Source organism: Ferrimonas marina, from assembly GCF_900129905.1.
GTDB classification, from domain to species: domain Bacteria; phylum Pseudomonadota; class Gammaproteobacteria; order Enterobacterales; family Shewanellaceae; genus Ferrimonas; species Ferrimonas marina.
Genome location: NZ_FQXG01000002.1, coordinates 581380 through 604025, shown reverse-complemented (window position 1 = coordinate 604025; position 22646 = coordinate 581380). Strand labels below are relative to the sequence as shown.

The window sequence follows — 22646 nt, the reverse complement described above, 5'->3', positions numbered from 1 at the left end:
GATGCCCTGGCTATTGAGCCTATGAATGAAGACATCACTCCGGGGCCGGAACCATTCCCTGTTGCGCCAGGAACTGCTCGCTGCGGGCCAGCAGATCCGGCATCAGCGCGGTAAAGGCCTGCTCGATAGGCTGCTCCAGCCGCCAGATCTCATCCGAGGCACGGCGCAGTCGCTCGGGCTGTGACAGCCGGTTGGCGATGTTGTACACCGCCTTTTCGATGATCTCCGGGCGTCGGTACGAATACAGCCAGTCGTTCTGGCTCATCGGCCCGAGGATCCGGTTCAGTCCAGCCGGCAGGTCTTCGGCCTGATGCAGCGATTGGTAGCAATGTCGGGTGAACTGGGGCAGTGGGGCAGGGTGATAGTCGCCCCAGCGCTTGGCCATCTGGTGATCGAAGGCCAGGTCCAGCAGGATCCCCGCCATGCGTCGATGCTGCGGGGTAAATTGTTGACGTAGCGAGTGAACCTCGGGGTGCTGGTCCACCGTACTGTCAACAAAGCGGTGCAGCGCCAGCGCAGTACGGCGGGCAGAGGGTTGCTCGGGCAGGGGGCCGCGCAGGAAGTCGGCGGCGATGGCACCGGCCAACTCGGTTCGGGTTCGGTCCGCCAGGTAGAGGTGGCTGAGGTAATTCAAAATCGCTTGCCCATTTGTACCGTGCTGTTATGCTCGTGTTAACACCAAGGAGTGGTGTTACTTATTGAATTTAAACAAAGGATGTTTCATTCATGCCGATTAAGTGGATCCAGAAGAAGCTGGGCACCGACGACAACAAGGTCGCCGACGACTCGCCCAGTATACCGATAGAAAGCCATGAGGTACCGTCGGAGCTGACCCAGGTACTGGAGCAGTACGAGGCCGAAAGCGGCGAAGACCACACCAAAGATCGTTGATAAATCCCTGCCGTGGCGAGCCATCTCGCCACTTTGCTTGAATCTGTGCCAACCTCTTCTTAGACTAGCGCCCCCGCACCGCGAAAGGTGCAAGCGTTGAGACCCAAAGTAAGATGCAGGTAGCCGATTTCCAGTTTGACCTCCCCGATGAATTGATCGCCCGTTATCCCACCGAGGAGCGCCGGGCTTCCCGTCTGTTGCACCTGGATGGCAACAGCGGCCACCTGGTCGACGGTCAGTTCCCGGATCTGCTGGATCTGGTGCAACCGGGCGATCTGATGGTGTTCAACAACACCCGGGTGATCCCGGCGCGGCTGCATGGCCAGAAGGCCAGCGGCGGTAAGCTGGAGGTGCTGGTAGAGCGGGTGCTGGACAGCCGTCGGGTGCTGGCCCACGTACGCTGCTCTAAATCCCCCAAGCCGGGCACCGAGCTGCAGTTCGACCAGGGCGTCACGGCCCAGATGGTGGCCCGTCATGATGCCCTGTTCGAGCTGGCCTTTGATGGCGGCGAAACCGTACTGAGCCTGCTGGAGCGTATCGGCCATATGCCGCTGCCGCCCTACATCGACCGGCCGGACGAGAACAGCGACCGCGAGCGCTACCAGACCGTCTACAACCAGCGCCCCGGTGCTGTTGCTGCCCCCACCGCCGGACTGCACTTTGACGACGCCATGCTGGCGGCGCTGAAGCAGAAGGGGGTGGAGACCGCCTTTGTAACCCTGCATGTGGGCGCCGGTACCTTCCAGCCGGTGCGGGTCGATACCGTCGAAGCGCACAAGATGCACTCGGAGTTTGCCGAGGTAGACAGCCAGGTGGTGGAAGCGGTCAAGCGCACCCGTGCCCGTGGCGGCCGGGTGATCGCCGTTGGCACCACCTCGGTACGCTCGCTGGAGTCCGCCGCCCTGGCCGCCCGCGAACACGGCGAGGCGCTGATGCCCTACGCCGCCGAGACCGACATCTTCCTGTACCCCGGCAAGACCTTCCACCTTGTGGATGCCATGGTGACCAACTTCCACCTGCCGGAGTCCACCCTGATCATGCTGGTGTCCGCCTTTGCCGGCCAGGACAACGTGATGAACGCCTACCGCCATGCGGTGGAGCAGCGCTACCGCTTCTTTAGCTACGGCGACGCCATGTTCATCACCCGTCGCGATATCGAGCAGGAAAGCCGCTAAGCCAATCCAGCTCACGCTTCCAGCCCCAAATTCCGGGCCACGCTTGAAGCGTGGCCCGGCCATCCCCATGTTTACGCAAAGAGTCGCTAGACTCATTCCATCATCGGACTGTTTCTCCGGTAAGAGGATCCTATGAAGTTTGAACTGAAAGCCACCGACGGCCGCGCCCGTCGAGGCACCCTGACCTTTGAACGTGGCACCGTCGAGACCCCGGCCTTTATGCCCGTGGGCACCTACGGTACCGTCAAGGGCATGACCCCGGAAGAGGTTGAGGCCACCGGCGCCGAGATCTGCCTGGGCAACACCTTCCACCTGTGGCTGCGCCCGGGCACCGAGATCATGGAGAAGCACGGCGACCTCCACGATTTCATGAACTGGCACAAGCCGATCCTGACCGACTCCGGCGGCTTCCAGGTGTTCTCCCTGGGCCACATCCGCAAGATCACTGAGGCCGGTGTGCATTTCCGCCACCCCATCAACGGCGACAAGATCTTCCTCGACCCGGAAAAGTCGATGCAGATCCAGTACTCGCTGGGCTCCGATGTGGTGATGATCTTCGACGAGTGCACCCCCTATCCGGCCACCGAGAAGGAAGCGGCGGACTCCATGCGCATGTCACTGCGGTGGGCCCAGCGCTCCCGCGACGAGTTTGACCGCCTGGGTAACCCCAACAACCTGTTTGGCATCATCCAGGGTGGTGTGTACGAGCACCTGCGTGATGAGTCGCTGGAAGGGCTGCTCAACATCGGCTTTGATGGCTACGCCGTCGGCGGCCTGGCCGTGGGCGAGCCGAAAGAGGACATGCACCGCATCCTTGAGCACATCTGCCCCAAGATCCCGGAAGAGAAGCCGCGCTACCTGATGGGCGTGGGCAAGCCGGAAGACCTGGTAGAAGGCGTGCGCCGCGGCATCGACATGTTCGATTGCGTGATGCCCACCCGTAACGCCCGTAACGGCCACCTGTTCACCACCACCGGGGTGGTGAAGATCCGTAACGCCAAGCATCGCGACGACACCTCGCCGCTGGATGCCGAGTGCGATTGCTACACCTGTAAGAACTACAGCCGCGCTTACCTGTACCACCTGGACAAGTGCAACGAAATCCTTGGGGCTCGCCTCAACACCATCCACAACCTGCGCTTCTATCAGCGGGTGATGGAAGGTTTGCGGGGGGCCATTGAGAAGGGTAATCTAGACGACTTTGTGGCTGAGTTTTATGCCAAGCAAGGTCGCGACGTACCTCCGCTGAACGACTGATTAAATAAAGAGAGAGAGTGACACCTTATGTTTATCGCTAATGCCTATGCCAGCACCGCCCCGCAGCAGGGTGGTGGTTTCGAGATGATCATCATGCTGGCGGTGTTCGGCCTGATCTTTTACTTCATGATCCTGCGTCCTCAGAACAAGCGGGTGAAGGAGCACAAGAACCTGGTTGAATCCCTGTCTAAAGGCGATGAAGTACTGACCAACGGTGGCCTGGTAGGCAAGATCGCCAAGGTAAACGCGGACAACGATTACCTGGTACTGGCGCTGAACGAGCAGACCGAGATCACCATCAAGAAAGATTTCATCAGCGCGGTGCTGCCGAAAGGCTCCATTCAGTCTCTGTGATGTATCGAGCCGCTGTCCGGGAAGGACGGCGGCTTTTTGATTGAACGTTTAATTAAGGGAACAGCGGCGTGTTGAACAAATACCCGATGTGGAAAAACCTGATGGTGGTGCTGGTCATCGCTGTTGGGTCGCTGTATGCCCTGCCCAACCTCTACGGGGAAGACCCGGCGCTGCAGATCTCTGCAGGCCGCAACGCCGAGATCACCGCCACCACCGTGGACCAGGTGACCGAGACCCTGGAGGCAGCAGGCCTTAACAGCAAGAGCGTGGTGATGAACGATGGCCTGATCGAGGCCCGCTTCAGCAACACCGAGGATCAAAGCCGGGCCCAGGCCCTGGTCTCCGAACAGTTGGGCAGCGACTACATCGTTGCCATCAACCTGGCACCGGCTCAGCCTGGCTGGCTGGCGGCATTGGGTGGCAACCCGATGAAGCTGGGTCTGGATCTCCGCGGCGGCGTTAACTTCCTGATGGAAGTGGACATGAACGAGGCGATCAGCAAGCAGAAAGACCAGATTGTCACCGACTTCCGCAGCGATCTGCGGGAGGAGCGCCTGCGCTACTCCGGCGTGCGCGTCGCCCCGGACGGGGTTGAGGTGCGCTTCCGTGACGCCGAGGTGGCCGCCGAGGCGCTGCAGTTCCTGCGTCAGCGCAACGCCAACCTGGAGTTCACCAGCCGCGACAGCACCACCTTCGTGGCGGACCTGAGTGAAGCCTACCTGCGTGAAATCAAGGAATACGCCCTCAACCAGAACATCACCATCCTGCGTAACCGGGTGAATGAGCTGGGTGTGGCGGAGCCTGTGGTTCAGCGCCAGGGTGCCGAACGTATCACCGTGGAGCTGCCGGGTGTCCAGGACACCGCGCGCGCCAAGGAGATCCTGGGGGCGACTGCCACCCTGGAGTTCCGCATGCTCAGCGAGAACGGTGATATCGGTGCCGCCGTGCGTGGCCTGGTGCCCGCTGGCAGCAAACTTTACGAAGATCGTAACGGCCGTCCGGTGCTGCTGGAGCAGCAGGTTATCCTGACCGGTGATCACATCACCGGCGCCCAGTCCGGCTTTGACGAGAACGGTCGTCCCCAGGTGAGCATCAACCTGGATGCTGCTGGCGGCAACAAGATGGCCGACTGGACCCGTGACAAGATCGGCAAGGGCATGGCCACCGTCTTCATCGAATACAAGGCGCTGGAAGACCGTAACCCTGACGGCAGCCCCAAGTTCGACAAGATCGAAGAGGTGATCAACGTCGCCACCATCCAGGCACGCCTGGGTCGTAGCTTCCGCATCACCGGCATCGATTCCCCGGCCGAAGCCCAGAACCTGGCGCTGCTGCTGCGGGCCGGTGCCTTGATCGCACCGATCACCATCGTTCAGGAGCGCACCATCGGTCCGTCCCTGGGTCAGGAGAACATCGACAACGGTAAGGCCGCGCTGATGTGGGGCATGCTGGCCGTGGTGATCTTCATGGCCATCTACTACCGCAAGTTCGGCATGATCGCCGTCGGGGCCCTGATGGCCAACCTGGTGATGATCGTGGGCGTGATGTCGATGATTCCGGGTGCCACCCTGACCATGCCGGGTATCGCCGGTATCGTTCTGACGGTGGGTATGGCGGTGGATGGTAACGTGCTGATCTTCGAGCGGATCCGGGAAGAGCTCCGGGCCGGTCGCAGCATCCAGCAGGCGATCAACGAAGGCTATGCCAACGCCTTCTCCACCATCGCCGATGCCAACATTACCACCTTGATCACCGCGCTGATCCTGTTCTCCGTGGGCACAGGCCCGGTGAAGGGCTTCGCCGTGACCCTGATGATCGGTATCGCCACCTCCATGTTCACCGCGATTGTCGGTACCCGTGCCGTGGTTAACGCGGTCTGGGGCGGCAAGCGTTTGAAGAAGCTGGATATCTAAGGGGCCTTCGTTATGTTTCAGATCCTAAATCTCAAAGGCACCGTCGACTTCCTCAAGCACGCCAAGTGGGTGTCCATCCTCTCCGTGGTGCTGATGGTGGCCTCCATCGTCAGCCTGGGTGTACGTGGCATCAACTGGGGCCTGGACTTCACCGGCGGTACCGTGGTGGAGATCGCCTACAGCGAGGCCACCTCACCGTCCGACGTGCGCAACGCACTGGAGCAGCAGGGCATCGAAGGTGCCGTGGTGCAGCAGTTCGGCAGCGCCCGTGACGTGCTGGTGCGGGTCCCGCCCAAGGCCGGCGAGGGCAACGCCCTGGTCAGCCAGGTGGAAGCCGCCGCCAAAAGCGTCGGTGCCGACTCCGTCATCAAGCGGGTTGAGTTCGTTGGTCCCCAGGTGGGCCAGGAGCTGACCGAGCAGGGTGGCCTGGCAGTAATTGCCGCCATCATCTGTATCCTGATGTACGTGGCGTTCCGCTTCGAGTGGCGTCTGGCAGTGGGGTCCGTCGCGGCCCTGGTGCACGACGTATTGCTGACCCTGGGGCTGTTCTCCTTCCTGCAGCTGGAGTTCGACCTGACCGTACTGGCCGCCGTACTGGCGGTAGTGGGTTACTCGCTCAACGACACCATCGTGGTGTTCGACCGGGTGCGGGAGAACTTCATCAAGATGCGTAAGGGCAGCCCGGAGCACATCGTCAACACCTCGGTGACCCAGACCATGAGCCGGACCATCATCACCACGGGCACCACCCTGTTCGTGGTGGTCTCCCTGTTCATGCTCGGTGGCTCGATGATCCACGGCTTTGCCACAGCTCTGCTGATGGGCATCGCGGTGGGGACATACTCCTCCATCTACGTGGCCAGCTATACATCCATCCGACTGGGCATCACCAAAGAGCACATGATGCCGGTGGTGGTGGACAAAGAGGGCGCCGATCAGGATCCCCTGATGCCCTAACCGCTCCAAATCTACTTGACAAGCCACCCCTCGGGGTGGCTTTTTGTTAGGCCAAAAGCAACGGGATCCGGAAAGATCTGCCGATCTCCGTTCGGGCATCTACACTGCCCTAAAACGCAGTTATCCATCTGACAGGGAGGAAGGGTCGGCCATGGATAGTTTTATTGAGTTGTATCGCGCCGGGAATCTGATGGAGGCCAATGCCATCAAGGGCGCACTGGAGCAGGACGGGATCCTGGTACGCTTGCTGGGGGAGGCCCTGGGAGGCGCCGCGGGTGAGCTGCCTATCGACAGCCAGGAGATCCGTCTGCTGGTGCAGCGCTGTCACCTTGACCGCGCTGGTGCGGTGTTGCGCCGCTATCAGCAGAACCTGGCCCCCTGGTACTGCAGCGACTGCGGTGAGCAGAACGACGGCCACTTCGAGGTGTGCTGGCGCTGCGGCGGGGAGTCCGGCAATTAATGCGTTACCTGCCCCTTTTTCATGACACCCGGCACCTCAAGGTGCTGGTGGTTGGTGGCGGCGAAGTAGCCGCCCGCAAGGTGGCACTCTGGGCCCGCTCCCAGGCCACCATCACGATAGTCTCTCCTGCCTTGGTGCCCAGCCTGTCTGAGCGGGTCGCTAACGGCACTGTGAACCACATCCCCAGCCCTATCCTTGAACAGCACCTCGACGGCCAGGACGGCGTGGTGGTGGCCACTGACGACGCTGAGCTCAATCGCCAGGTCGCCCATTGGGCCCGGGCTCGACGCCAATGGGTTAACGTGGTGGACGACCCCGAAGCCTGCAGTGTGATTACCCCGGCCATTGTTGACCGCAGCCCCATCGTGGTGGCCATCGGCAGTGAAGGGGCGGCACCGGTATTGGTACGTACCCTGCGCGCCCAACTGGAAACACTGCTGCCCACCAGTCTGGGCCAACTGGCCGAGTTTATCGGCGGTCAACGTCAGCGGGTGCAGCAGGCGGTGGCGCAGCCCCGGGCGCTGTGGGAGCGTTTTGTCGCCCGCAACGGCCTGAGCTGGAATGAGACATCTCCGGCGCTGTTGACCGAGCTGGAGCAGCAAGTGGACAGCGAGACCGAATCGGGACGGATCTGGTGGGTTGCCGCTGGGGTGGAAGCGGGCTTGCTGCCCATCGATGCGCTGCCGCAGTTGCAGCGGCTTGACCGGGTGGTGCTGGTGGATGAGCCCAGCGAGCGTCTCACCGAGTTGTGGCGCCGCGACGCCAGCGTCCATCGCATCGGTGAATGTGGCGCCGAGCAGGTTAATGCCTGGCTGGCACAGGGCGAGCAGTTGCTGCTGGTCGCCGCCTCCCAATCCCCCTGGCAGGCTCACTGGCCGCAGCTGCAGGTGTTGGCTCCGGGGCAGGTGCCGGATTAAACAGGTTCTAGGTACTGGGGCGGGCGAAGCCCTTCTAGGTTCTAGGAAGAGCCAAGGAGAGCAGGCTCTAGGTGCTGGGGCGGGCGATGCCCTTCTAGGGGCTAGGAAAAGCCTTGGAGAGCAGGTACTAGGCCGGGCAAAGCCCTTCTGGGAGCTAGGAAAAGCCAAGGAAAAGCGTTGACCATCATGGGTCAGGTTCTAGGCTTGCTGCCTAGCCCCTAGCCCCTAGCCCCTAGCCCCTAGCCCAAATCGCAGGCATAAAAAAACGGGACCCGAAGGTCCCGTTTTTTGTGCACGCTGTCTAAGTCAGAGACTTAGGCTTCTGCGTCGGCGGGCAGTTCCTGTTTGCCCAGTACCCCGACGACAACAAAAGCGACTACGGCGGCGGTGACTACACCACAAGCGGTGGAGATGTTCATCGGCAGACCAAAGCCCAGGGTGGCGTTGTTCAGGATGAAGGTCACTACCACGGAGGTCATGAACATGGCCGGGATGGTGGTGATCCAGTGCAGCTTGTTGGCCTTGGCCAGGTAGGCAGTGGCGGTCCACAGCATCATTACCGCGGTCAGCTGGTTAGCGAAACCGAAGTAGCGCCAGATAACACCGAAATCAACCTGAGTCAGGATGGCACCGATAGCGAACAGCGGAGCGGCGATGATCAGACGGTTCTTGATCTGTACCTGGTCCATGTTGAAGTACTCAGCCAGGATCAGACGGCTGGAACGGAACGCGGTGTCACCGGAGGTGATCGGCAGGATGACCACACCCAGGAAGGCGATGATGCCACCGAATACGCCCAGCAGGCCGAAGGAAGCGGAGTAAACCACGTTACCCGGGCCACCGTCAGCAACAGCAGCTGCCAGAGACTCCATGGTACCGAAGTAGGACAGTGCCAGGGCACACCAGATCAGGGCGATAACGCCTTCACCGATCATGGCTCCGTAGAATACGAAACGGCCGTTCTTCTCGTTGTCCATGCAGCGGGCCATCAGCGGAGACTGAGTGGCGTGGAAGCCGGAGATGGCACCACAGGCGATGGTGATGAACAGGGCAGGCCACAGCGGCATGTCGTTCGGGTTCAGGTTGGTGAACATGTCAGCCACTTCGTAGTTACCCAGCAGAGTGTGCTCGCTGGAAACGATCAGGGCGGCAATCAGGCCAACAGACATGAAGATCAGCAGGGCGCCGAAGAAGGGGTAGAAGCGACCGATGATCTTGTCCACCGGTACGATGGTAGCAATCACGTAGTAGGTGAAGATGATCGCCACCATGGTGCCCAGGGTGACAGTCATGCTGGTCTGATCGTTGATCAGGTTGGCCAGCATGCCCGCCGGAGCGGATACGAACACAACGCCAACCAGCAGCAGCAGGACGATGGCGAACAGGTTCATGAAGTGCTTGGCACCGTTACCCAGGTACTTACCTACGATGGTCGGTACAGACGCACCGCCGTTACGTACGGACAGCATACCGGAGAAGTAGTCGTGTACCGCACCGGCGAACACGCAACCAACGATGATCCACAGCATGGCAGCCGGGCCGTACAGGGCACCCATGATCGGGCCGAAGATCGGACCGACACCAGCGATGTTCAGCAGCTGAACCAGGTAAACCTTGTGCTTAGGCAGGGCGACGTAGTCAACGCCATCCGCCTTGGTCATACAAGGGGTTTTGCGGTTTTCATTGATACCGAACACTTTCTCAACGAAAGCGCCGTAGATGAAGTAGCCGCCGATCAGCAGGGCGACACAGGTAAAGAACCAAAGCATTGTAATTTTCCTCGGGCAAACAACGGAGACGATTCTAACCAAGTCGCCTATCCGGTTTTTCACTCTTTGCTGAACGGTAGCTGGACGGGTCTAAGCGGTCGATAATCTGGTTAAGCGGTTGCCCGCAGAAGTGAGCGGTCGAGGGTTCGGCTGAACGGCGTTAAACCCAGTGCTGGCGCGGCCTGTGCGGCAGGTAACGCTACTCGACCAAAGTGGGATGGCGGTCTAAAAACAGGGGTGTTAAAAAGGTGTGTTTGGCATATTACAGACAGACAAAAACGGCGCTCATGTGAGCGCCGTCAACAGACCGGGTTAGGCCTTCAGGGTGGCTACCCGCCCCTTCAGTTTACCGCCGGCAGAGAAGGTGACCACGCGACGGGCACTGATCTCATGCTCCTGGCCGGTCTTTGGGTTCCGTCCTGGCCGGGCGTTCTTGGTGCGCAGATGGAACACACCAAAGCCACTGAGTTTGACCTCCTCTCCCGCCTCCAGCGTGTGGCGGATCTCCTCGAAGAAGGTGTCTACCAGGTCCCTGGCATCGGTGACCTTCATTTGACGTTGGTTGACCAGATGGTTGGTCAGATCGGCTTTCGTCAAAGACATGCCGCTACCCCTCGTTAACCTACAGTGAATTCAATCCCCAAACGGGTTCGGATCAAGTGTAGTAAGCGGTAGCGGATGTGCCTAAAAAATCACACTATTGAAACCCAAATCGCTGTTTGATGGCTTTCATGTAGCGCCGACTCACTGGTACCTGCTGGTTGGCACGGGTCAAGATCTCACCGCCACCGCCCTCCTGCAGCTGGATCTCGGCGATGGCACCGGGCTGCACCAGGTACTGTCGATGGCAACGCATTAATTCGCTTCGCTCTTCCAGTGTCTTAAGGGTCAGCTGGGTGTGGAAGGTGCCTTGACCTGTGGCCACATGCACACCGCTGAGGTCGGAATAGACGTATTCCACCTCATGGATAGGCACCACCTTAAGGGTTTTGCCGCTATAGCAGGGCAGGTGGCGCAGCGGTTCGGACAGCAGCGGGGCGGGGTCCTGGGGTTGCTGCAGCGCCCGGATCCGCTCCAGGGTCTTGGCCAGCCGCTCCGGCGCCACCGGCTTGAGCAGGTAGTCGAAGGCGTTCTTCTCAAAGGCGCTGATGGCGTACTCGTCGTAGGCGGTGACGAACACCATCTTAGGCATGGTGTCCGGGTCCAGCATCGCCAGCATCTCGATGCCGGTGATCTTGGGCATCTGGATATCGACGAACACCAGGTCCGGTCGCAGGGCATTGAGTTGGCTCATCCCCTCCAGGGCGTTATTGGCCTCGCCGACCACCTCGATGTCGTCGAACTCTTCCAGCAGCATGGCCAACTCATCCCGGGCCAGGGGTTCATCGTCAATCAGTAGGGTGCGGATCATCCTTCCTGTTTCCTCGGCAAACGTACAAACACCCGGGTGGCGATGCCGGGCTCACTCTGGGTCTCCAGGCCGTACTCCTGACCATGGAGGTTTTTGATTCGGCGGTCAACGATGTTCAGCCCCAGGCCGTCGGAGCGCTTAGGCTTATCCGGATAGGCGCCGGCGTTGTCCTCGACGATCAGCAGCAGGTCGTCCTGGTCCGTCTGCGACCAGATCTTGACCCGGCCGGGCTCCAGCAAAGTGGAGGTACCGTGCTTGATGGCGTTTTCTACCAGCGGCTGCAGGGTAAAGGTGGGCAGGATCTGCCCCTTGAGTGCTTCGTCGACGTCGATCTCCACCTGCAGCCGGTCGCCAAAGCGGGCCTGCTCGATGGTCAGATAGGTGCGGATATGCTCCAGCTCCTCAGCCAGGGTAACCTGGCCTGTGCCCCGCTTCAGGTTGGTGCGCAGGAAGGAGGCCAAGTCCAGGATCAGCGCCCGCGCCTTGTCCGGAGTGCGGCGGGTCACTGCCGCCAGGGTATTGAGGGCGTTGAACAGAAAGTGCGGGCTGACCTGGGCGTGCAGCAGCTTCAGCTCAGCCTGGGTCAGCAGGGATTTCTGTTCCACATAACGGCCGTGCAAAATCTGGTTGGACAGCACCCGGGCGATCCCCTCGCCCAGGGTGTAGTTGAGGTTCAGGAAGATCCGCTTCTTCTTCTCATACAGCTTCACCGTGCCAATCACCTCGTTATCGCCGCGCAGTGGCACAATCAGGCTGGAGCCCAACTGGCACTGATCTGAGATGGAGCACTGGTACTGGCGTTGCACCCCATCGGCGAACACCACCCGGTTTTGCTTGATCGCCTCCAGGGTGAGCCCGGAGGAGATGGGGGTGCCGGGAATATGGTGATCGTCACCGGTGCCGATAAAGGCCAGCAGTTTGTCGCGATCGGTGATCGCCACCGCACTGACCTTGGTCTCTTCGTAGATGATGCGGGCAATGCGGGCGGTGGTGTCCTGGTTGAAGCCTCCGGCCAGGATGCCAACGCTGCGCTCGGCGATCTTCAATGCCTTGGCCGAGTGGGAGCTGGACAGCTTCTCCGCCATGGTGCGCTGGTCGCGGATCATGCTCATAAACAGGGCCGCACCCAGGGAGTTGACCAGCATCATCGGGATGGCGATGGTCTGCACCAGCGCCCAGGCATCGACGAAGGGGCGAGCGATCAGCAGGATCAGCCCCATCTGCATCACCTCGGCGGTGAGGGCGATGGCGAACACCCGGAACGGGTCGAACAACGCCTCAAGCTGGTGGGAGCGGCGCAGTTTCAGGTGCATCAGGCCGGCAAACAGCCCTTCGGAGGTGGTGGAGATGGCACAGGCCAGATCGGTAAAGCCGCCCAGGCTGTAGCGGTGCAGGCCGCCGGTGAGGCCGACAAAGAAACCGGTGACCGGGCCGCCCAGCAGGCCGGACAGGATCGCCCCCATCGCCCTCGTGTTGGCGATCGCCCCCTGGGTCTGTTCACCAAAATAGGTGCCCATGATGCAGAACACCGAGAAGGTGACATAGAGGATCAGCTTATGGGGCAGGTGCACCGCCAGGTCCACCATTGGCCGCAGTACCGGCGTCTTGGTCAGCAGGTAAGCCAGCACCAGGTAGAGACTCATCTGCTGAGTCAGCTTCATGATCAGGTCAATGGTGTCCATAGCGCGGGAAAGGGCGGGTCTCCAAAGGGGTGAAAAAGATCGAATGGATCATGGTACCCGTTTTTAAAGATGCTAATATGATGCAACTTTAGAAAACAGGAGACGGATCATGTCCAGTGTACATGCCCATGAATTTATGGCCTTACTGGCCGAGTCTGCCGAGCCCAAGACCCTGGTGCAACTGGCAGCGCTGTCTGAGCAGCACTTTGGCGAGGCCGCCCGGTTCCACACCTGCAAGCTGCAGGACCTGGCCATTGAAGACCTGCTGGCGTTCCTCAACAAGGCCGGCAAGATTGTCCCCGAGGGGGAAGGCTACGTGCTCAACCGGGCCCGCGTCTGCAATCACTAAGGCTGCAGCCACTAAGCCAAAAAAAACCAGGGTCACGGACCCTGGTTTTTTTATATCCATTGGCTTACTTAGCCGGCTTATCGTCGCCAGTCGCCTTACTCTGGTCAGCTACCGGGTAGGGCAGTTTGATCTGACCGAAGCGGATCACCACCACGGTGGCGGCCAGAACCAGGGCGGAAACCGACACCGCCAGTACACGCCAGTCATCCATCGACTTCATATCCAGGATCATGTAGCGAGCCAGTGCCACGATGGCGATGTAGATCGGCATCCGGATCGGCAGCTTGCCCACCTCGGCATAGTTGGCCACCATCGCCAGTACTTCCAGATAGATGAACATCAGCAGCAGATCCGCCAGGGTGACGCTGCCGCGGTCGAGCATCAGCATCACCTCTTCGCCGATGGCGAACAGGGTGGCAACGGCGATGATGATCAGGATGGCATGTTCACAGATCTTCAAACTTTTTATGCCATATTTCTGGTAGAGGGAGTTCATTTATTCTTATCCATTCTATTGACCTGCCCCCAGTTTAGGGGCAGGGAGGGTGCCGAGGCAGCCATTTAGGTTTAAAATGGGCGCGGCGTCACGCTTTGGGTGGTCTCAGAGTGGCTCGGTTTTGTGACAGGTAATGGTCAGTAAGAGAGAGGACAGTCAGGTGGTTTCGACAAATTCGGTGTCATCCGCAAACGCCCCAGCGGCACGCCCAAGGCATCAGCGCTGGTTACACCCCAAGCGCCTCTCCTATTTTGGCGTGTTGCTGCTGTGCGTGCTGTCCGCCCCGTTCGTGGCTTTGGGCCTGGGGGTCTACTTCGTGTTCGCCAAGATTGGCCAGTGGCTGCAGCGACTGATGCGCTGACACCATTGGGGTTGTCTCCAGCAGCCCCTGACATCCCTTGCCGTTTTCAAGCACGTTGCTGGCAGCAAGGCACAAAAAAGCGCAGCCCTGGGGCTGCGCTTTTTATTAGACCGCTTATTAGCGCTTGAGGCTTTCGGTCAGGTGGCCGCGCATCTTGCTGACGATGCCGGCAGTGACCTTGGGGGCTCCCGCCACCAGGTTGCCGCTTTGGACAAAGCCGTGGCCACCGGTGAAGTCGGAGACGATGCCGCCGGCTTCACGTACCAGCAGTTCGCCACCGGCGAAGTCCCACGGCTTGAGGCCGATCTCCCAGTAACCGTCGAGACGACCGGCAGCCACGTAGGCCAGGTCCAGGGCGGCGGAGCCGGCCCGGCGCATGTCTGCGACGTCGGCAAACAGGTCGTTGAAGATCGCCAGGTAGCTTTCGGTGTGCTGACGCTGCTTGAACGGGAAGCCGGTGGCCAGCAGGGTACCGTTCAGTTCGCGGGCGTTGGTAACGCGCAGGCGACGGCCGTCCAGTTGGGCGCCGGCGCCACGGCTGGCGCTGAACAGTTCGTTGCGGATCGGATCGTAAACCACGGCGTGTTCAATCTTGCCGTTGATCTGCAGGGCGACGGACACGGCGAAGTGGGGGATGCCGCGCATAAAGTTGGTGGTGCCATCCAGGGGGTCGATGATCCAGCGGAACTCATCGTGCTCACCGGTCAAGGTGCCGCACTCTTCGCCGATGATGGTGTGCTCCGGATAGGATTTGCGGATGGTGGCGACAATGGCCTGTTCGGCGTCACGATCTACGTTGGTCACGTAGTCGTTCAAGCCTTTCTGTTCGGCTTCCACCTTTTCCAGATCTTCAAAAGCGCGACCAATCAGGTTGCCTGCGTTGCGCGCAGCGCGCACGGCGATGTTCAGCATCGGATGCATAAGACGATACCCCAGGGATGTAAAAGAACGGCTAGCCACGGGGCGAACCCCGGGAGTCAAGGCGCGAGATTCTATCAGAACCCCGTCGCTTGGCAAGGAGAATCGCAGTCGCCTAGGCGTTCAATGGGAGTTAAAGCATAGCCGCTGGCTGTGCTAACATCGCCGCCCTAACGACATTCAGAGAACTCCCATGTTAGAGAACATCCGCATCGTGCTGGTGGGCACCTCCCACTCCGGCAATATCGGCTCCGCCGCCCGAGCTATGAAGACCATGGGGTTGTCCCAGCTGGTGCTGGCCGCGCCGCGCACCGAGGTGGATGGCCACTCCATGGCCCTGGCCGCCGGCGCCAGTGATGTGCTGAAGAACATGGTGGTGACCGAGGATCTGCCCTCCGCCATCGCCGACTGCAGCCTGGTGATCGGCACCAGTGCCCGCAGCCGCACCCTGAGCTGGCCGATGCTGGACGCCCGAGAAGCGGGCACCAAGCTGGCCCAGGAGGGGCAGAAGGGGCCGGTGGCCCTGGTGTTTGGCCGGGAGAACCATGGCCTTAATAATGAAGAGCTGCAGATGTGCCACTACCATGTCTGCATCCCCGCCAACCCCGAGTACAGCTCGCTGAACCTGGCCCAGGCGGTACAGCTGCTGAGCTACGAGACCCGCATGGCCCACCTGGCGATGCAGCAGGCACCGACCGAGGCGGACGACACCGAGTACCCCAATGCCGAACAGATGGCCTCCTTCTATGGTCACCTGGAGCGGGTGCTGCTCAAGACCGGCTTTATCATCCAGGCCCACCCGGGGCAGATCATGAACAAGCTGCGCCGGCTGTTTAACCGGGCCCGGCCGGAGCAGCAGGAGCTCAATATCCTCCGTGGGATCCTCACCTCCATCGAACGGCCTTCGCCGCGAAATCAAGCGGACGATGAGGCTAATCGCTAATTTTTTGAGCGTGTTCCTGAAGTCGGTTTCTGGCGAAAAAATGGTTTAAAAAGCACAAAAGCCGGGCAAAAGCTGGTCATTGAGCCATTGCCTGCCTAGCCCGTGAACGCCGCAGCAGACCAGGCAGCGACAAAGGTGCGATCAGGGTCGTTGATCCCGACTGGACGTTAGGGTTAAATACCGCTGCGCCGAACTGGGTTATTCCCCTCGGTGACGGTCCCAAATTAATACCTGACCAGATTGGTTGGTTTTATACTTGACTAAATTGGTCGGGTATATAGACTGGGCCGTAGAATTACGGAAGGAAACTGGCAATGAGACTCACATCGAAAGGCCGCTATGCGGTAACCGCGATTCTGGATGTCGCCCTCCATACCCCGGAAGGGCCCGTCCCTCTGGCGGACATCTCCGAACGCCAAGGGATCTCCCTGTCCTACCTGGAGCAGCTGTTCGCCAAGCTGCGCAAGCAGGGCCTGGTCTCCAGTGTGCGTGGTCCCGGTGGCGGTTACCTGCTGGGCAAGGCCGCGGAGGAGATCTCGGTAGGCATGGTGGTTCATGCAGTGGACGAGTCGGTGGACGCCACCCGCTGCCACGGCCAGAGCAACTGCCAGGGCGGTGCCCGCTGTCTGACCCACTCGCTGTGGGGCGACCTGAGTGATCGTATTGCCAGTTTTCTTAACGGTATCAGCCTTGCGGATCTGATGGAGGATCGGCAAGTGAAAGTCGTCAGCCTGCGCCAGGAAGAGGCCCAGGTACGCAACCAGGCCCGTGCCCGGGCCTGATTGCAGGCAGTCTGTTTTACGCCGGAACCATAGTGACCGGCTCGTATGTGGAGAAAGTAATGAGACTCCCGATCTACTTTGACTACTCTGCCACCACGCCGGTGGACCCCCGTGTTGCGGAAGCGATGATGCAGCACCTCACCCTGGACGGTAACTTCGGTAACCCGGCGTCCCGCTCCCACCGCTTTGGCTGGCAAGCCGAAGAGGCCGTGGACGTGGCCCGTAACAACGTCGCCGAACTGCTCAACGCCGACCCCCGTGAGATCGTGTTCACCTCCGGTGCCACCGAGTCCAACAACCTGGCGATCAAGGGCGCTGCCACCTTCTACCAGAAGCGCGGCAAGCACGTCATCACCAGCAAGACCGAGCACAAAGCCGTGCTGGACACCTGTCGTCAGCTGGAGCGTGAAGGCTTCGAGGTGACCTACCTGGAGCCGGCAGCCAACGGCATCATCCCGCTGGAGCGCATCGAGGCGGCCATGCGTGACGACACCGTGCTGGTGTCTATCATGCACGTCAACAACGAGATCGGCGTTATCCACGACATCTCCGCCATCGGCGAGCTGTGTCGCAGCAAGGGCATCCTGTTCCACGTGGACGCGGCCCAGAGCGCCGGCAAGCTGCCGCTGGACGTGAAGGCGATGCAGGTCGACATGATCTCCATCTCCGGCCACAAGATGTACGGCCCCAAGGGCATCGGTGCCCTGTACGTACGCCGTAAGCCCCGTGTTCGTCTGGAAGCCCAGATGCACGGTGGCGGTCACGAGCGCGGCATGCGCTCCGGCACCCTGGCGACCCACCAGATCGTTGGTTTGGGTGAAGCCTGCCGCCTGGCCAAAGAAGAGATGGCCAGCGAGAACGATCGCATCCTGTCCCTGCGCAACCGTCTGTGGAACGGCATCAAGGGGATGGAAGAGGTTTACCTCAATGGTGACGCCGAGCAGCGTGTCGCCGGTAACCTCAACGTCAGCTTCAACTTTGTTGAAGGCGAGTCCCTGATCATGGCCCTGAAAGACCTGGCCGTGTCCTCCGGCAGTGCCTGTACCTCCGCCTCCCTGGAGCCGAGCTACGTACTGCGCGCCCTGGGTCTGAACGATGAGCTGGCCCACAGCTCCATCCGTTTCAGCATCGGCCGCTTTACCACCGAGGCAGAAGTGGACCATGCCATCGCGATCATCAACGACTCGATCGGCAAGTTGCGTGACATGTCCCCGCTGTGGGAGATGTTCAAAGACGGTGTAGACCTGTCCAAAGTGGAATGGGCAGCGCACTAATTGGAATTGTGTCCCGTCGCTTTTGCGGCGGGGTTGGCTTCACAGAATGAAGCAAGCTTTGGAGCTCAGTTATGGCTTACAGTGATAAAGTAATCGACCACTACGAAAACCCGCGCAACGTTGGCTCTTTCGATAAGAACGACCCGAACGTAGCCACCGGTATGGTGGGCGCCCCGGCGTGTGGTGACGTGATGAAACTGCAACTCAAGATCTCCGACGGTGGGGTGATTGAGGACGCCAAGTTCAAGACCTACGGCTGTGGCAGCGCGATCGCTTCCAGCTCCCTGGTGACCGAGTGGGTCAAGGGGAAAACCCTGGACGAGGCAGCGGAGATCAAGAACACCGCCATCGCCGAAGAGCTGGCCCTGCCGCCGGTGAAGATCCACTGCTCTATCCTCGCTGAGGACGCCATCAAGGCGGCCATCACCGATTACAAGAGCAAGCAAGACAAGTAAGACTGGAGTAGTACATGGCCATTACCCTGACCGAAGCCGCCGCAGAACGCGTCAAATCCTACCTGGCTAATCGAGGCAAGGGCCTCGGGCTGCGCCTGGGGCTGAAGACCTCCGGTTGCTCCGGTCTGGCCTACGTGCTGGAGTTCGTTGATGAACTGGAGCCGGGCGACGAGGTGTTCAATGAGCAGGGTGTAAACCTGATCATCGACGCCAAGAGCCTGGTGTACCTGGAAGGGCTCGAGGTGGACTTCGTCAAGGAAGGCCTCAACGAGGGCTTCAAGTTCGAGAACCCCAACTCAACCGGTGAGTGCGGTTGCGGTGAGAGCTTCACCGTCTGAGCATGAACTACTTCGAACTCTTCGCTCTGCCCCAAGGGTTTGAGCTAGACGGGGCCGCCCTGGCCAGCCGCTACCGCGAGCTGCAACGGGCGGTGCATCCCGACAAATTTGCCGCTGCCAGTGATCGGGAGCGGATGCTGGCGGTACACAAGACCGCCGAAATCAACGACGCCTTTGAGACCCTCAAGTCCCCCTTGAGCCGCGCCGAATACCTGCTTCGCCTGAACGGCATCGAACTGCGTGGCGAGACCGCCACGGTCAAAGACCCCCTCTTCCTGATGCAACAGATGGAATGGCGAGAAGCCCTGGCCGAGTTGCCGGGCAACGCCGATCCTATGGAGGGCGCAATGGCCCTGGAGCGGGAGTTCGTTGACCTTCGCAAGACGATGCTGGCTGAACTGGCCAGTCACCTGGACGGGGCCAACTGGCCGCAAGCAGCCGATACCCTGCGCAAGCTCAAATTCGTCGACAAACTGGAACAGGAGTTGTCACTGCTGGAAGAGCAGTGGGAACTGTGAGCATCGGATAACACAACATGGCATTACTTCAGATCGCGGAACCGGGCCAAGCTGCGGCTCCCCATCAGCACAAACTCGCGGTGGGCATCGATCTGGGCACCACCAACTCGCTGGTGGCCGCGGTTCGCAGTGGCGAAGCCGCTACCCTGCCGGACGAACAGGGCCGTCACCGCATGCCCTCCGTGGTGCGCTTTGCCGATGAGCAGGTGGTCACCGGCCACGCTGCCAAAGCCGAGGCGGTGCAAGACCCGCACAACACCATCATCTCGGTGAAACGCTATCTGGGGCGCTCCCTTGAGGACGTCACCGCCCGCTACCCCAATCAGCCCTACCAGCTCAAGGCCTCCGACAACGGCTTGCCGCTGTTTGTCACCCGCCAGGGCGAGCAGAACGCCATCCAGATCTCCGCCGAGGTGCTGCGCCCGCTGATCCAGCGTGCCGAAGCCACCCTGGGCGGCGACCTGTCCGGTGCGGTGATCACCGTACCCGCCTACTTCGATGACGCCCAGCGCCAGGGCACCAAGGACGCCGCCGAGCTGCTGGGCGTTAAGGTGCTGCGCCTGCTCAACGAGCCCACCGCCGCCGCCATCGCCTATGGCCTGGATAGCGGCCAGGAGGGGGTTATCGCGGTCTACGACCTGGGTGGCGGCACCTTTGATATCTCCATCCTGCGCCTCAATAAAGGGGTGTTCGAGGTGCTGGCCACCGGTGGCGACTCCGCCCTGGGCGGCGACGACTTCGACCACCTGCTGGCCGATTACCTGGCTGAACAGTCTGGTCTGGACGCTCGCGATCCGGCCAACCAGCGCCGCTTGCTCAACGAGGCCTGCCGGGTCAAAGAGGCACTGTCTGATCAGGACAGCGTGCAAGCGCAGCTGGGTGACTGGCAGCAAACCATCAACGTGGATCACTTCAATGAGCTGATCCAGCCGCTGATCAAGCGCACCCTGATGGCCTGCCGCCGCTGTCTGAAAGACGCCGGCGTGGCCGCCGACGAGGTGCTGGAAGTGGTGATGGTCGGCGGCTCGACTCGAGTGCCGGCAGTACGCAACCAGATTGGCGATTACTTTGGCCGTACCCCGCTGACCAGCATCGATCCGGACCGTGTGGTCGCCATCGGTGCCGCCATCCAGGCGGACATCCTGGTGGGTAACAAGCCCGACTCCGAGATGCTGCTGCTGGACGTCCTGCCGCTGTCGCTGGGTCTGGAGACCATGGGCGGCCTGACCGAGAAGGTGATCCCGCGTAACACCACCATCCCGGTGGCCCGTGCCCAGGAGTTCACCACCTACAAGGACGGCCAGTCGGCCATGGCGATCCACGTGGTCCAGGGCGAGCGCGAGATGGTGGCAGACTGCCGCTCCCTGGCCCGCTTTGAGCTGCGCGGTCTGCCTGCGATGGCGGCCGGTACCGCGGTGGTGCGAGTGACCTTCCAGGTCGACGCCGACGGCCTACTCAGCGTCACCGCCATGGAGAAGACCACTGGGGTACAATCCTCCATCGAGGTCAAGCCGGCCTTCGGCCTGAGTGATGCGGAAGTGACCCAGATGCTCACCGACTCCATGACCCACGCCCGGGAAGACCTGGATAAGCGGATGCTCACCGAGCAGCGCATCGAGGCCGGCCGGGTGATCGAAAGTTTGACCAAGGCGCTGGAAGCGGATGGCGACATCCTGCTGGCGCCGGAAGCTCGACAGGCGCTGGAGCAGCGCATGCGAGACCTGGCCGCCCTGTGCGAAGGCACGGACGGCGAAGTGATTAAGCAGGGCATCGAAGCGCTGGACAACGCCAGCAGCGAATTCGCCGCCCTGCGCATGGATCTTTCCATCCGCCGTGCCCTGTCGGGCCAGTCGGTGGACAACGTATAAGAGGACAGCATGCCGAAGATTGTATTCCTGCCCCATCAGGAGCTGTGCCCGGAAGGGCTGGAAGTAGAGGCACAAAGCGGTGAAACCGTACTGGATGTGGCGCTGAAAAACGGCATCCACATCGAGCACGCCTGTGAAAAATCCTGTGCCTGCACCACCTGCCACGTGGTGGTTCGCGAAGGCTTTGATTCGCTCGAAGAGAGCGACGAGCTGGAAGACGACATGCTGGACAAGGCCTGGGGCCTGGAGCCGGAGTCCCGACTCTCCTGCCAATCCAAGGTTGCGGACGAGGACTTGGTGATCGACATTCCCCGCTATACCATTAACCAGGTATCTGAACACCACTAAGCAAACGGAGGCGCAACATGGGATTGAAGTGGACTGACGTGCAGGACATCGCCATTGAACTGGCGGAACAACACCCTGAGCAGGACCCAACCCAGTTGCGCTTTACCGAGTTGCGCGCTTGGGTGCTGGCATTGGAGGAGTTTGACGACGATCCCAACCACAGCGGCGAGCGGGTGCTGGAGGCCATTCAACAGGCCTGGATAGACGAAGTGGATTGAATAAACGCGACCTCAGGGTCGCGTTTTTTATGGGTATCAGAAAGACCTGGTCGAGAGCTGGCGCATCCAATGGTTGGTTTCAGCGGGGAAAACTCCCACTTTCACCTCATGGAATTCTCTGTTAGGGCAGCTGCAGCGTGTTTTTTGTCCGATTCACAAAACGGTAATATTTGCAGCAGGGAAGGGGGACTGGGTGGCGGCAGAACCATGCCCGTTTGTGATGCTCACCGCATAATCAGTTATCCCGGGACAAATAATAATCATTCTTTGCCGCTATGGGGTTTCTTTTCTTAGACAATCATTTTAGTTTTGTCAATGGAATGTCGCCTACTAAGATGTAGTCCAAATCTTACAGGGCTACCGAGCGGCATCCTCTGACTTCTTACCTGATTTGCGGTGACCAAAAATGACACAAAGCGTCCGCAGTATCCTACCTGATAGCCAGCCCGTTGCTGGCGAACCTTGCCTGGCTGACTGGCAACTGAATTTTCTGCTCCGCAAGCTGAGCATCCGTCGCAACGAACAGGTGTTGGTGTATGGCCAACCCGACCGTGACGTTCTCACCACCCTGGCTGGCTCCGTCAGTGAGCAGGGCAGTGTGGTGATCCTCGAGGAAGACGACCGCATCGCATTCGTCGATCAGATGGCACAGCAGTACCCTCAGATCGAACGTCGCCGCACCGGCCCCTCCAGTGCGCCGCAGCAGTGTGATGTGGTGGTGGTCCTGCCCAACCGCGTTAATGAGCCCTTCGAACCTCTGCTCGACCAAGCCTGGCGTCGTTTGCGCTCCGGTGGCCGCATCCTGCTGGCCCTGCCCGAGTCCGATGACAACAGCGCTGTCTTGCATCGGTTGATGGAACAAGCCCGCAAACGGGGCTTCGTCAGCCGCTATCGCCGCTGCTGCGATAAGCACTGCGCCTGGGTTGGGGTAAAGTACGGCAACTGACGGCCATCCCGTCATTGCAGAAAAATGTGCGATAGCGCACCTAAAG

At 60.5% G+C, this 22646-nt stretch carries 27 protein-coding genes; 20 read left to right on the top strand and 7 right to left on the bottom strand.

The window, feature by feature from the left end; all coding sequences use genetic code 11:
• Positions 1–34: 34 nt before the first annotated feature.
• On the bottom strand, positions 35–634 hold the full coding sequence (locus BUC04_RS06375) for an acyl carrier protein phosphodiesterase (protein WP_067663020.1): 600 nt from the start codon (positions 632–634) through the stop codon (positions 35–37).
• Between the two features lie 92 nt (positions 635–726).
• Here BUC04_RS06375 and BUC04_RS23870 point away from each other — a divergent pair, with 92 nt between their 5' ends.
• From BUC04_RS23870 to BUC04_RS06340, 8 genes are all read left to right on the top strand, one after another.
• Positions 727–891 carry a hypothetical protein gene (locus tag BUC04_RS23870; protein WP_156480029.1) on the top strand — a complete coding sequence of 55 codons (165 nt, stop codon included), beginning with the start codon at positions 727–729 and terminating at the stop codon, positions 889–891.
• Between the two features lie 113 nt (positions 892–1004).
• Entirely contained in the window at positions 1005–2066 is a 1062-nt protein-coding gene (gene queA / locus BUC04_RS06370; protein ID WP_067663017.1) for a tRNA preQ1(34) S-adenosylmethionine ribosyltransferase-isomerase QueA, read from the top strand.
• A 132-nt stretch (positions 2067–2198) separates the two neighbouring features.
• Positions 2199–3323: a tRNA guanosine(34) transglycosylase Tgt gene (tgt, locus tag BUC04_RS06365; protein WP_067663011.1), complete on the top strand. Its 1125-nt coding sequence runs from the start codon at positions 2199–2201 to the stop codon at positions 3321–3323.
• A 27-nt stretch (positions 3324–3350) separates the two neighbouring features.
• Entirely contained in the window at positions 3351–3677 is a 327-nt protein-coding gene (gene yajC, locus BUC04_RS06360) for a preprotein translocase subunit YajC (RefSeq protein ID WP_067663008.1), read from the top strand.
• Positions 3678–3745: 68 nt separating this feature from the next.
• Entirely contained in the window at positions 3746–5590 is a 1845-nt protein-coding gene (gene secD / locus BUC04_RS06355; RefSeq protein WP_067663005.1) for a protein translocase subunit SecD, read from the top strand.
• A gap of 12 nt (positions 5591–5602) precedes the next feature.
• Positions 5603–6547 carry a protein translocase subunit SecF gene (gene secF, locus BUC04_RS06350; protein WP_067663002.1) on the top strand — a complete coding sequence of 315 codons (945 nt, stop codon included), beginning with the start codon at positions 5603–5605 and terminating at the stop codon, positions 6545–6547.
• 151 nt (positions 6548–6698) lie between these two features.
• On the top strand, positions 6699–7007 hold the full coding sequence (locus tag BUC04_RS06345; RefSeq protein WP_067662999.1) for a putative signal transducing protein: 309 nt from the start codon (positions 6699–6701) through the stop codon (positions 7005–7007).
• Positions 7007–7924: a precorrin-2 dehydrogenase/sirohydrochlorin ferrochelatase family protein gene (locus tag BUC04_RS06340; RefSeq protein ID WP_067662996.1), complete on the top strand. Its 918-nt coding sequence runs from the start codon at positions 7007–7009 to the stop codon at positions 7922–7924. Before BUC04_RS06345 ends, BUC04_RS06340 begins: the two co-directional genes overlap by 1 nt.
• 314 nt (positions 7925–8238) lie before the next feature.
• On the opposite strand, the gene BUC04_RS06335 is transcribed toward BUC04_RS06340, so the two are convergent.
• The 4 genes from BUC04_RS06335 to BUC04_RS06320 all read right to left on the bottom strand — a co-directional run bounded on the left by BUC04_RS06335 (position 8239) and on the right by BUC04_RS06320 (position 12777).
• Positions 8239–9693, bottom strand: coding sequence for a carbon starvation CstA family protein (locus BUC04_RS06335; protein WP_067662993.1), 1455 nt, complete (start codon positions 9691–9693; stop codon positions 8239–8241).
• Positions 9694–10005: 312 nt separating this feature from the next.
• Entirely contained in the window at positions 10006–10296 is a 291-nt protein-coding gene (locus BUC04_RS06330; RefSeq protein ID WP_067662989.1) for an integration host factor subunit alpha, read from the bottom strand.
• Positions 10297–10390: 94 nt separating this feature from the next.
• Positions 10391–11104: a two-component system response regulator BtsR gene (btsR, locus tag BUC04_RS06325; RefSeq protein WP_067662986.1), complete on the bottom strand. Its 714-nt coding sequence runs from the start codon at positions 11102–11104 to the stop codon at positions 10391–10393.
• Positions 11101–12777, bottom strand: a complete 1677-nt coding sequence (locus BUC04_RS06320; protein ID WP_067663227.1) for a LytS/YhcK type 5TM receptor domain-containing protein — start codon at positions 12775–12777, stop codon at positions 11101–11103. Before BUC04_RS06320 ends, btsR begins: the two co-directional genes overlap by 4 nt.
• 118 nt (positions 12778–12895) lie before the next feature.
• Between BUC04_RS06320 and BUC04_RS06315 the strand changes: the two genes are divergently transcribed.
• Complete coding sequence (locus tag BUC04_RS06315) at positions 12896–13135, top strand: YecH family metal-binding protein (protein WP_067662983.1); 240 nt, start codon at positions 12896–12898, stop codon at positions 13133–13135.
• 64 nt (positions 13136–13199) lie between these two features.
• Here the strand turns inward: BUC04_RS06315 and BUC04_RS06310 are convergent, their stop codons facing one another.
• Positions 13200–13631, bottom strand: coding sequence for a phosphate-starvation-inducible protein PsiE (locus BUC04_RS06310; protein ID WP_067662980.1), 432 nt, complete (start codon positions 13629–13631; stop codon positions 13200–13202).
• 178 nt (positions 13632–13809) lie between these two features.
• On the opposite strand from BUC04_RS06310, the gene BUC04_RS23565 reads away from it, so the two are divergent.
• Positions 13810–13992 carry a hypothetical protein gene (locus BUC04_RS23565; RefSeq protein WP_143165558.1) on the top strand — a complete coding sequence of 61 codons (183 nt, stop codon included), beginning with the start codon at positions 13810–13812 and terminating at the stop codon, positions 13990–13992.
• Positions 13993–14109: 117 nt separating this feature from the next.
• On the opposite strand, the gene suhB is transcribed toward BUC04_RS23565, so the two are convergent.
• Positions 14110–14913, bottom strand: coding sequence for an inositol-1-monophosphatase (gene suhB, locus BUC04_RS06305; RefSeq protein ID WP_067662977.1), 804 nt, complete (start codon positions 14911–14913; stop codon positions 14110–14112).
• Positions 14914–15103: 190 nt separating this feature from the next.
• Here suhB and trmJ point away from each other — a divergent pair, with 190 nt between their 5' ends.
• The 10 genes from trmJ to BUC04_RS06255 all read left to right on the top strand — a co-directional run bounded on the left by trmJ (position 15104) and on the right by BUC04_RS06255 (position 22600).
• Positions 15104–15853, top strand: a complete 750-nt coding sequence (gene trmJ / locus BUC04_RS06300; RefSeq protein ID WP_067662974.1) for a tRNA (cytosine(32)/uridine(32)-2'-O)-methyltransferase TrmJ — start codon at positions 15104–15106, stop codon at positions 15851–15853.
• A 314-nt stretch (positions 15854–16167) separates the two neighbouring features.
• The gene (iscR, locus tag BUC04_RS06295) at positions 16168–16635 is read left to right on the top strand and encodes a Fe-S cluster assembly transcriptional regulator IscR (RefSeq protein ID WP_067662971.1); all 468 of its coding nucleotides are present in this window, start codon (positions 16168–16170) and stop codon (positions 16633–16635) included.
• A 59-nt stretch (positions 16636–16694) separates the two neighbouring features.
• The gene (locus tag BUC04_RS06290) at positions 16695–17909 is read left to right on the top strand and encodes an IscS subfamily cysteine desulfurase (RefSeq protein WP_067662968.1); all 1215 of its coding nucleotides are present in this window, start codon (positions 16695–16697) and stop codon (positions 17907–17909) included.
• Between the two features lie 71 nt (positions 17910–17980).
• On the top strand, positions 17981–18364 hold the full coding sequence (gene iscU, locus BUC04_RS06285) for a Fe-S cluster assembly scaffold IscU (protein WP_067662966.1): 384 nt from the start codon (positions 17981–17983) through the stop codon (positions 18362–18364).
• Between the two features lie 14 nt (positions 18365–18378).
• Positions 18379–18702 carry an iron-sulfur cluster assembly protein IscA gene (gene iscA, locus BUC04_RS06280; RefSeq protein WP_067662960.1) on the top strand — a complete coding sequence of 108 codons (324 nt, stop codon included), beginning with the start codon at positions 18379–18381 and terminating at the stop codon, positions 18700–18702.
• Positions 18703–18704: 2 nt separating this feature from the next.
• Positions 18705–19220, top strand: a complete 516-nt coding sequence (hscB, locus tag BUC04_RS06275; RefSeq protein ID WP_067662957.1) for a co-chaperone HscB — start codon at positions 18705–18707, stop codon at positions 19218–19220.
• A gap of 17 nt (positions 19221–19237) precedes the next feature.
• Positions 19238–21088, top strand: coding sequence for a Fe-S protein assembly chaperone HscA (gene hscA / locus BUC04_RS06270; RefSeq protein WP_067662954.1), 1851 nt, complete (start codon positions 19238–19240; stop codon positions 21086–21088).
• 9 nt (positions 21089–21097) lie between these two features.
• The gene (fdx, locus tag BUC04_RS06265) at positions 21098–21436 is read left to right on the top strand and encodes an ISC system 2Fe-2S type ferredoxin (protein WP_067662951.1); all 339 of its coding nucleotides are present in this window, start codon (positions 21098–21100) and stop codon (positions 21434–21436) included.
• A 17-nt stretch (positions 21437–21453) separates the two neighbouring features.
• A complete protein-coding gene (gene iscX / locus BUC04_RS06260; protein ID WP_067662948.1) occupies positions 21454–21654 on the top strand; it encodes a Fe-S cluster assembly protein IscX in 201 nt (66 codons plus the stop codon).
• Positions 21655–22060: 406 nt separating this feature from the next.
• Positions 22061–22600, top strand: a complete 540-nt coding sequence (locus tag BUC04_RS06255) for a hypothetical protein (RefSeq protein ID WP_067662945.1) — start codon at positions 22061–22063, stop codon at positions 22598–22600.
• Positions 22601–22646: the final 46 nt, after the last annotated feature.

What these genes read in the sequence shown, in the direction of transcription:
- BUC04_RS23870 (WP_156480029.1), top strand. Translation starts at nt 727, where the DNA reads ATGCCGATTAAGTGGATCCAGAAGAAGCTGGGCACCGACGACAACAAG.
- queA (WP_067663017.1), top strand. Translation starts at nt 1,005, where the DNA reads ATGCAGGTAGCCGATTTCCAGTTTGACCTCCCCGATGAATTGATCGCC.
- tgt (WP_067663011.1), top strand. Translation starts at nt 2,199, where the DNA reads ATGAAGTTTGAACTGAAAGCCACCGACGGCCGCGCCCGTCGAGGCACC.
- yajC (WP_067663008.1), top strand. Translation starts at nt 3,351, where the DNA reads ATGTTTATCGCTAATGCCTATGCCAGCACCGCCCCGCAGCAGGGTGGT.
- secF (WP_067663002.1), top strand. Translation starts at nt 5,603, where the DNA reads ATGTTTCAGATCCTAAATCTCAAAGGCACCGTCGACTTCCTCAAGCAC.
- BUC04_RS06345 (WP_067662999.1), top strand. Translation starts at nt 6,699, where the DNA reads ATGGATAGTTTTATTGAGTTGTATCGCGCCGGGAATCTGATGGAGGCC.
- BUC04_RS06340 (WP_067662996.1), top strand. Translation starts at nt 7,007, where the DNA reads ATGCGTTACCTGCCCCTTTTTCATGACACCCGGCACCTCAAGGTGCTG.
- BUC04_RS06335 (WP_067662993.1), bottom strand. Translation starts at nt 9,693, where the DNA reads ATGCTTTGGTTCTTTACCTGTGTCGCCCTGCTGATCGGCGGCTACTTC.
- BUC04_RS06330 (WP_067662989.1), bottom strand. Translation starts at nt 10,296, where the DNA reads ATGTCTTTGACGAAAGCCGATCTGACCAACCATCTGGTCAACCAACGT.
- btsR (WP_067662986.1), bottom strand. Translation starts at nt 11,104, where the DNA reads ATGATCCGCACCCTACTGATTGACGATGAACCCCTGGCCCGGGATGAG.
- BUC04_RS06315 (WP_067662983.1), top strand. Translation starts at nt 12,896, where the DNA reads ATGTCCAGTGTACATGCCCATGAATTTATGGCCTTACTGGCCGAGTCT.
- BUC04_RS06310 (WP_067662980.1), bottom strand. Translation starts at nt 13,631, where the DNA reads ATGAACTCCCTCTACCAGAAATATGGCATAAAAAGTTTGAAGATCTGT.
- suhB (WP_067662977.1), bottom strand. Translation starts at nt 14,913, where the DNA reads ATGCATCCGATGCTGAACATCGCCGTGCGCGCTGCGCGCAACGCAGGC.
- trmJ (WP_067662974.1), top strand. Translation starts at nt 15,104, where the DNA reads ATGTTAGAGAACATCCGCATCGTGCTGGTGGGCACCTCCCACTCCGGC.
- iscR (WP_067662971.1), top strand. Translation starts at nt 16,168, where the DNA reads ATGAGACTCACATCGAAAGGCCGCTATGCGGTAACCGCGATTCTGGAT.
- BUC04_RS06290 (WP_067662968.1), top strand. Translation starts at nt 16,695, where the DNA reads ATGAGACTCCCGATCTACTTTGACTACTCTGCCACCACGCCGGTGGAC.
- iscU (WP_067662966.1), top strand. Translation starts at nt 17,981, where the DNA reads ATGGCTTACAGTGATAAAGTAATCGACCACTACGAAAACCCGCGCAAC.
- iscA (WP_067662960.1), top strand. Translation starts at nt 18,379, where the DNA reads ATGGCCATTACCCTGACCGAAGCCGCCGCAGAACGCGTCAAATCCTAC.
- hscB (WP_067662957.1), top strand. Translation starts at nt 18,705, where the DNA reads ATGAACTACTTCGAACTCTTCGCTCTGCCCCAAGGGTTTGAGCTAGAC.
- hscA (WP_067662954.1), top strand. Translation starts at nt 19,238, where the DNA reads ATGGCATTACTTCAGATCGCGGAACCGGGCCAAGCTGCGGCTCCCCAT.
- fdx (WP_067662951.1), top strand. Translation starts at nt 21,098, where the DNA reads ATGCCGAAGATTGTATTCCTGCCCCATCAGGAGCTGTGCCCGGAAGGG.
- iscX (WP_067662948.1), top strand. Translation starts at nt 21,454, where the DNA reads ATGGGATTGAAGTGGACTGACGTGCAGGACATCGCCATTGAACTGGCG.
- BUC04_RS06255 (WP_067662945.1), top strand. Translation starts at nt 22,061, where the DNA reads ATGACACAAAGCGTCCGCAGTATCCTACCTGATAGCCAGCCCGTTGCT.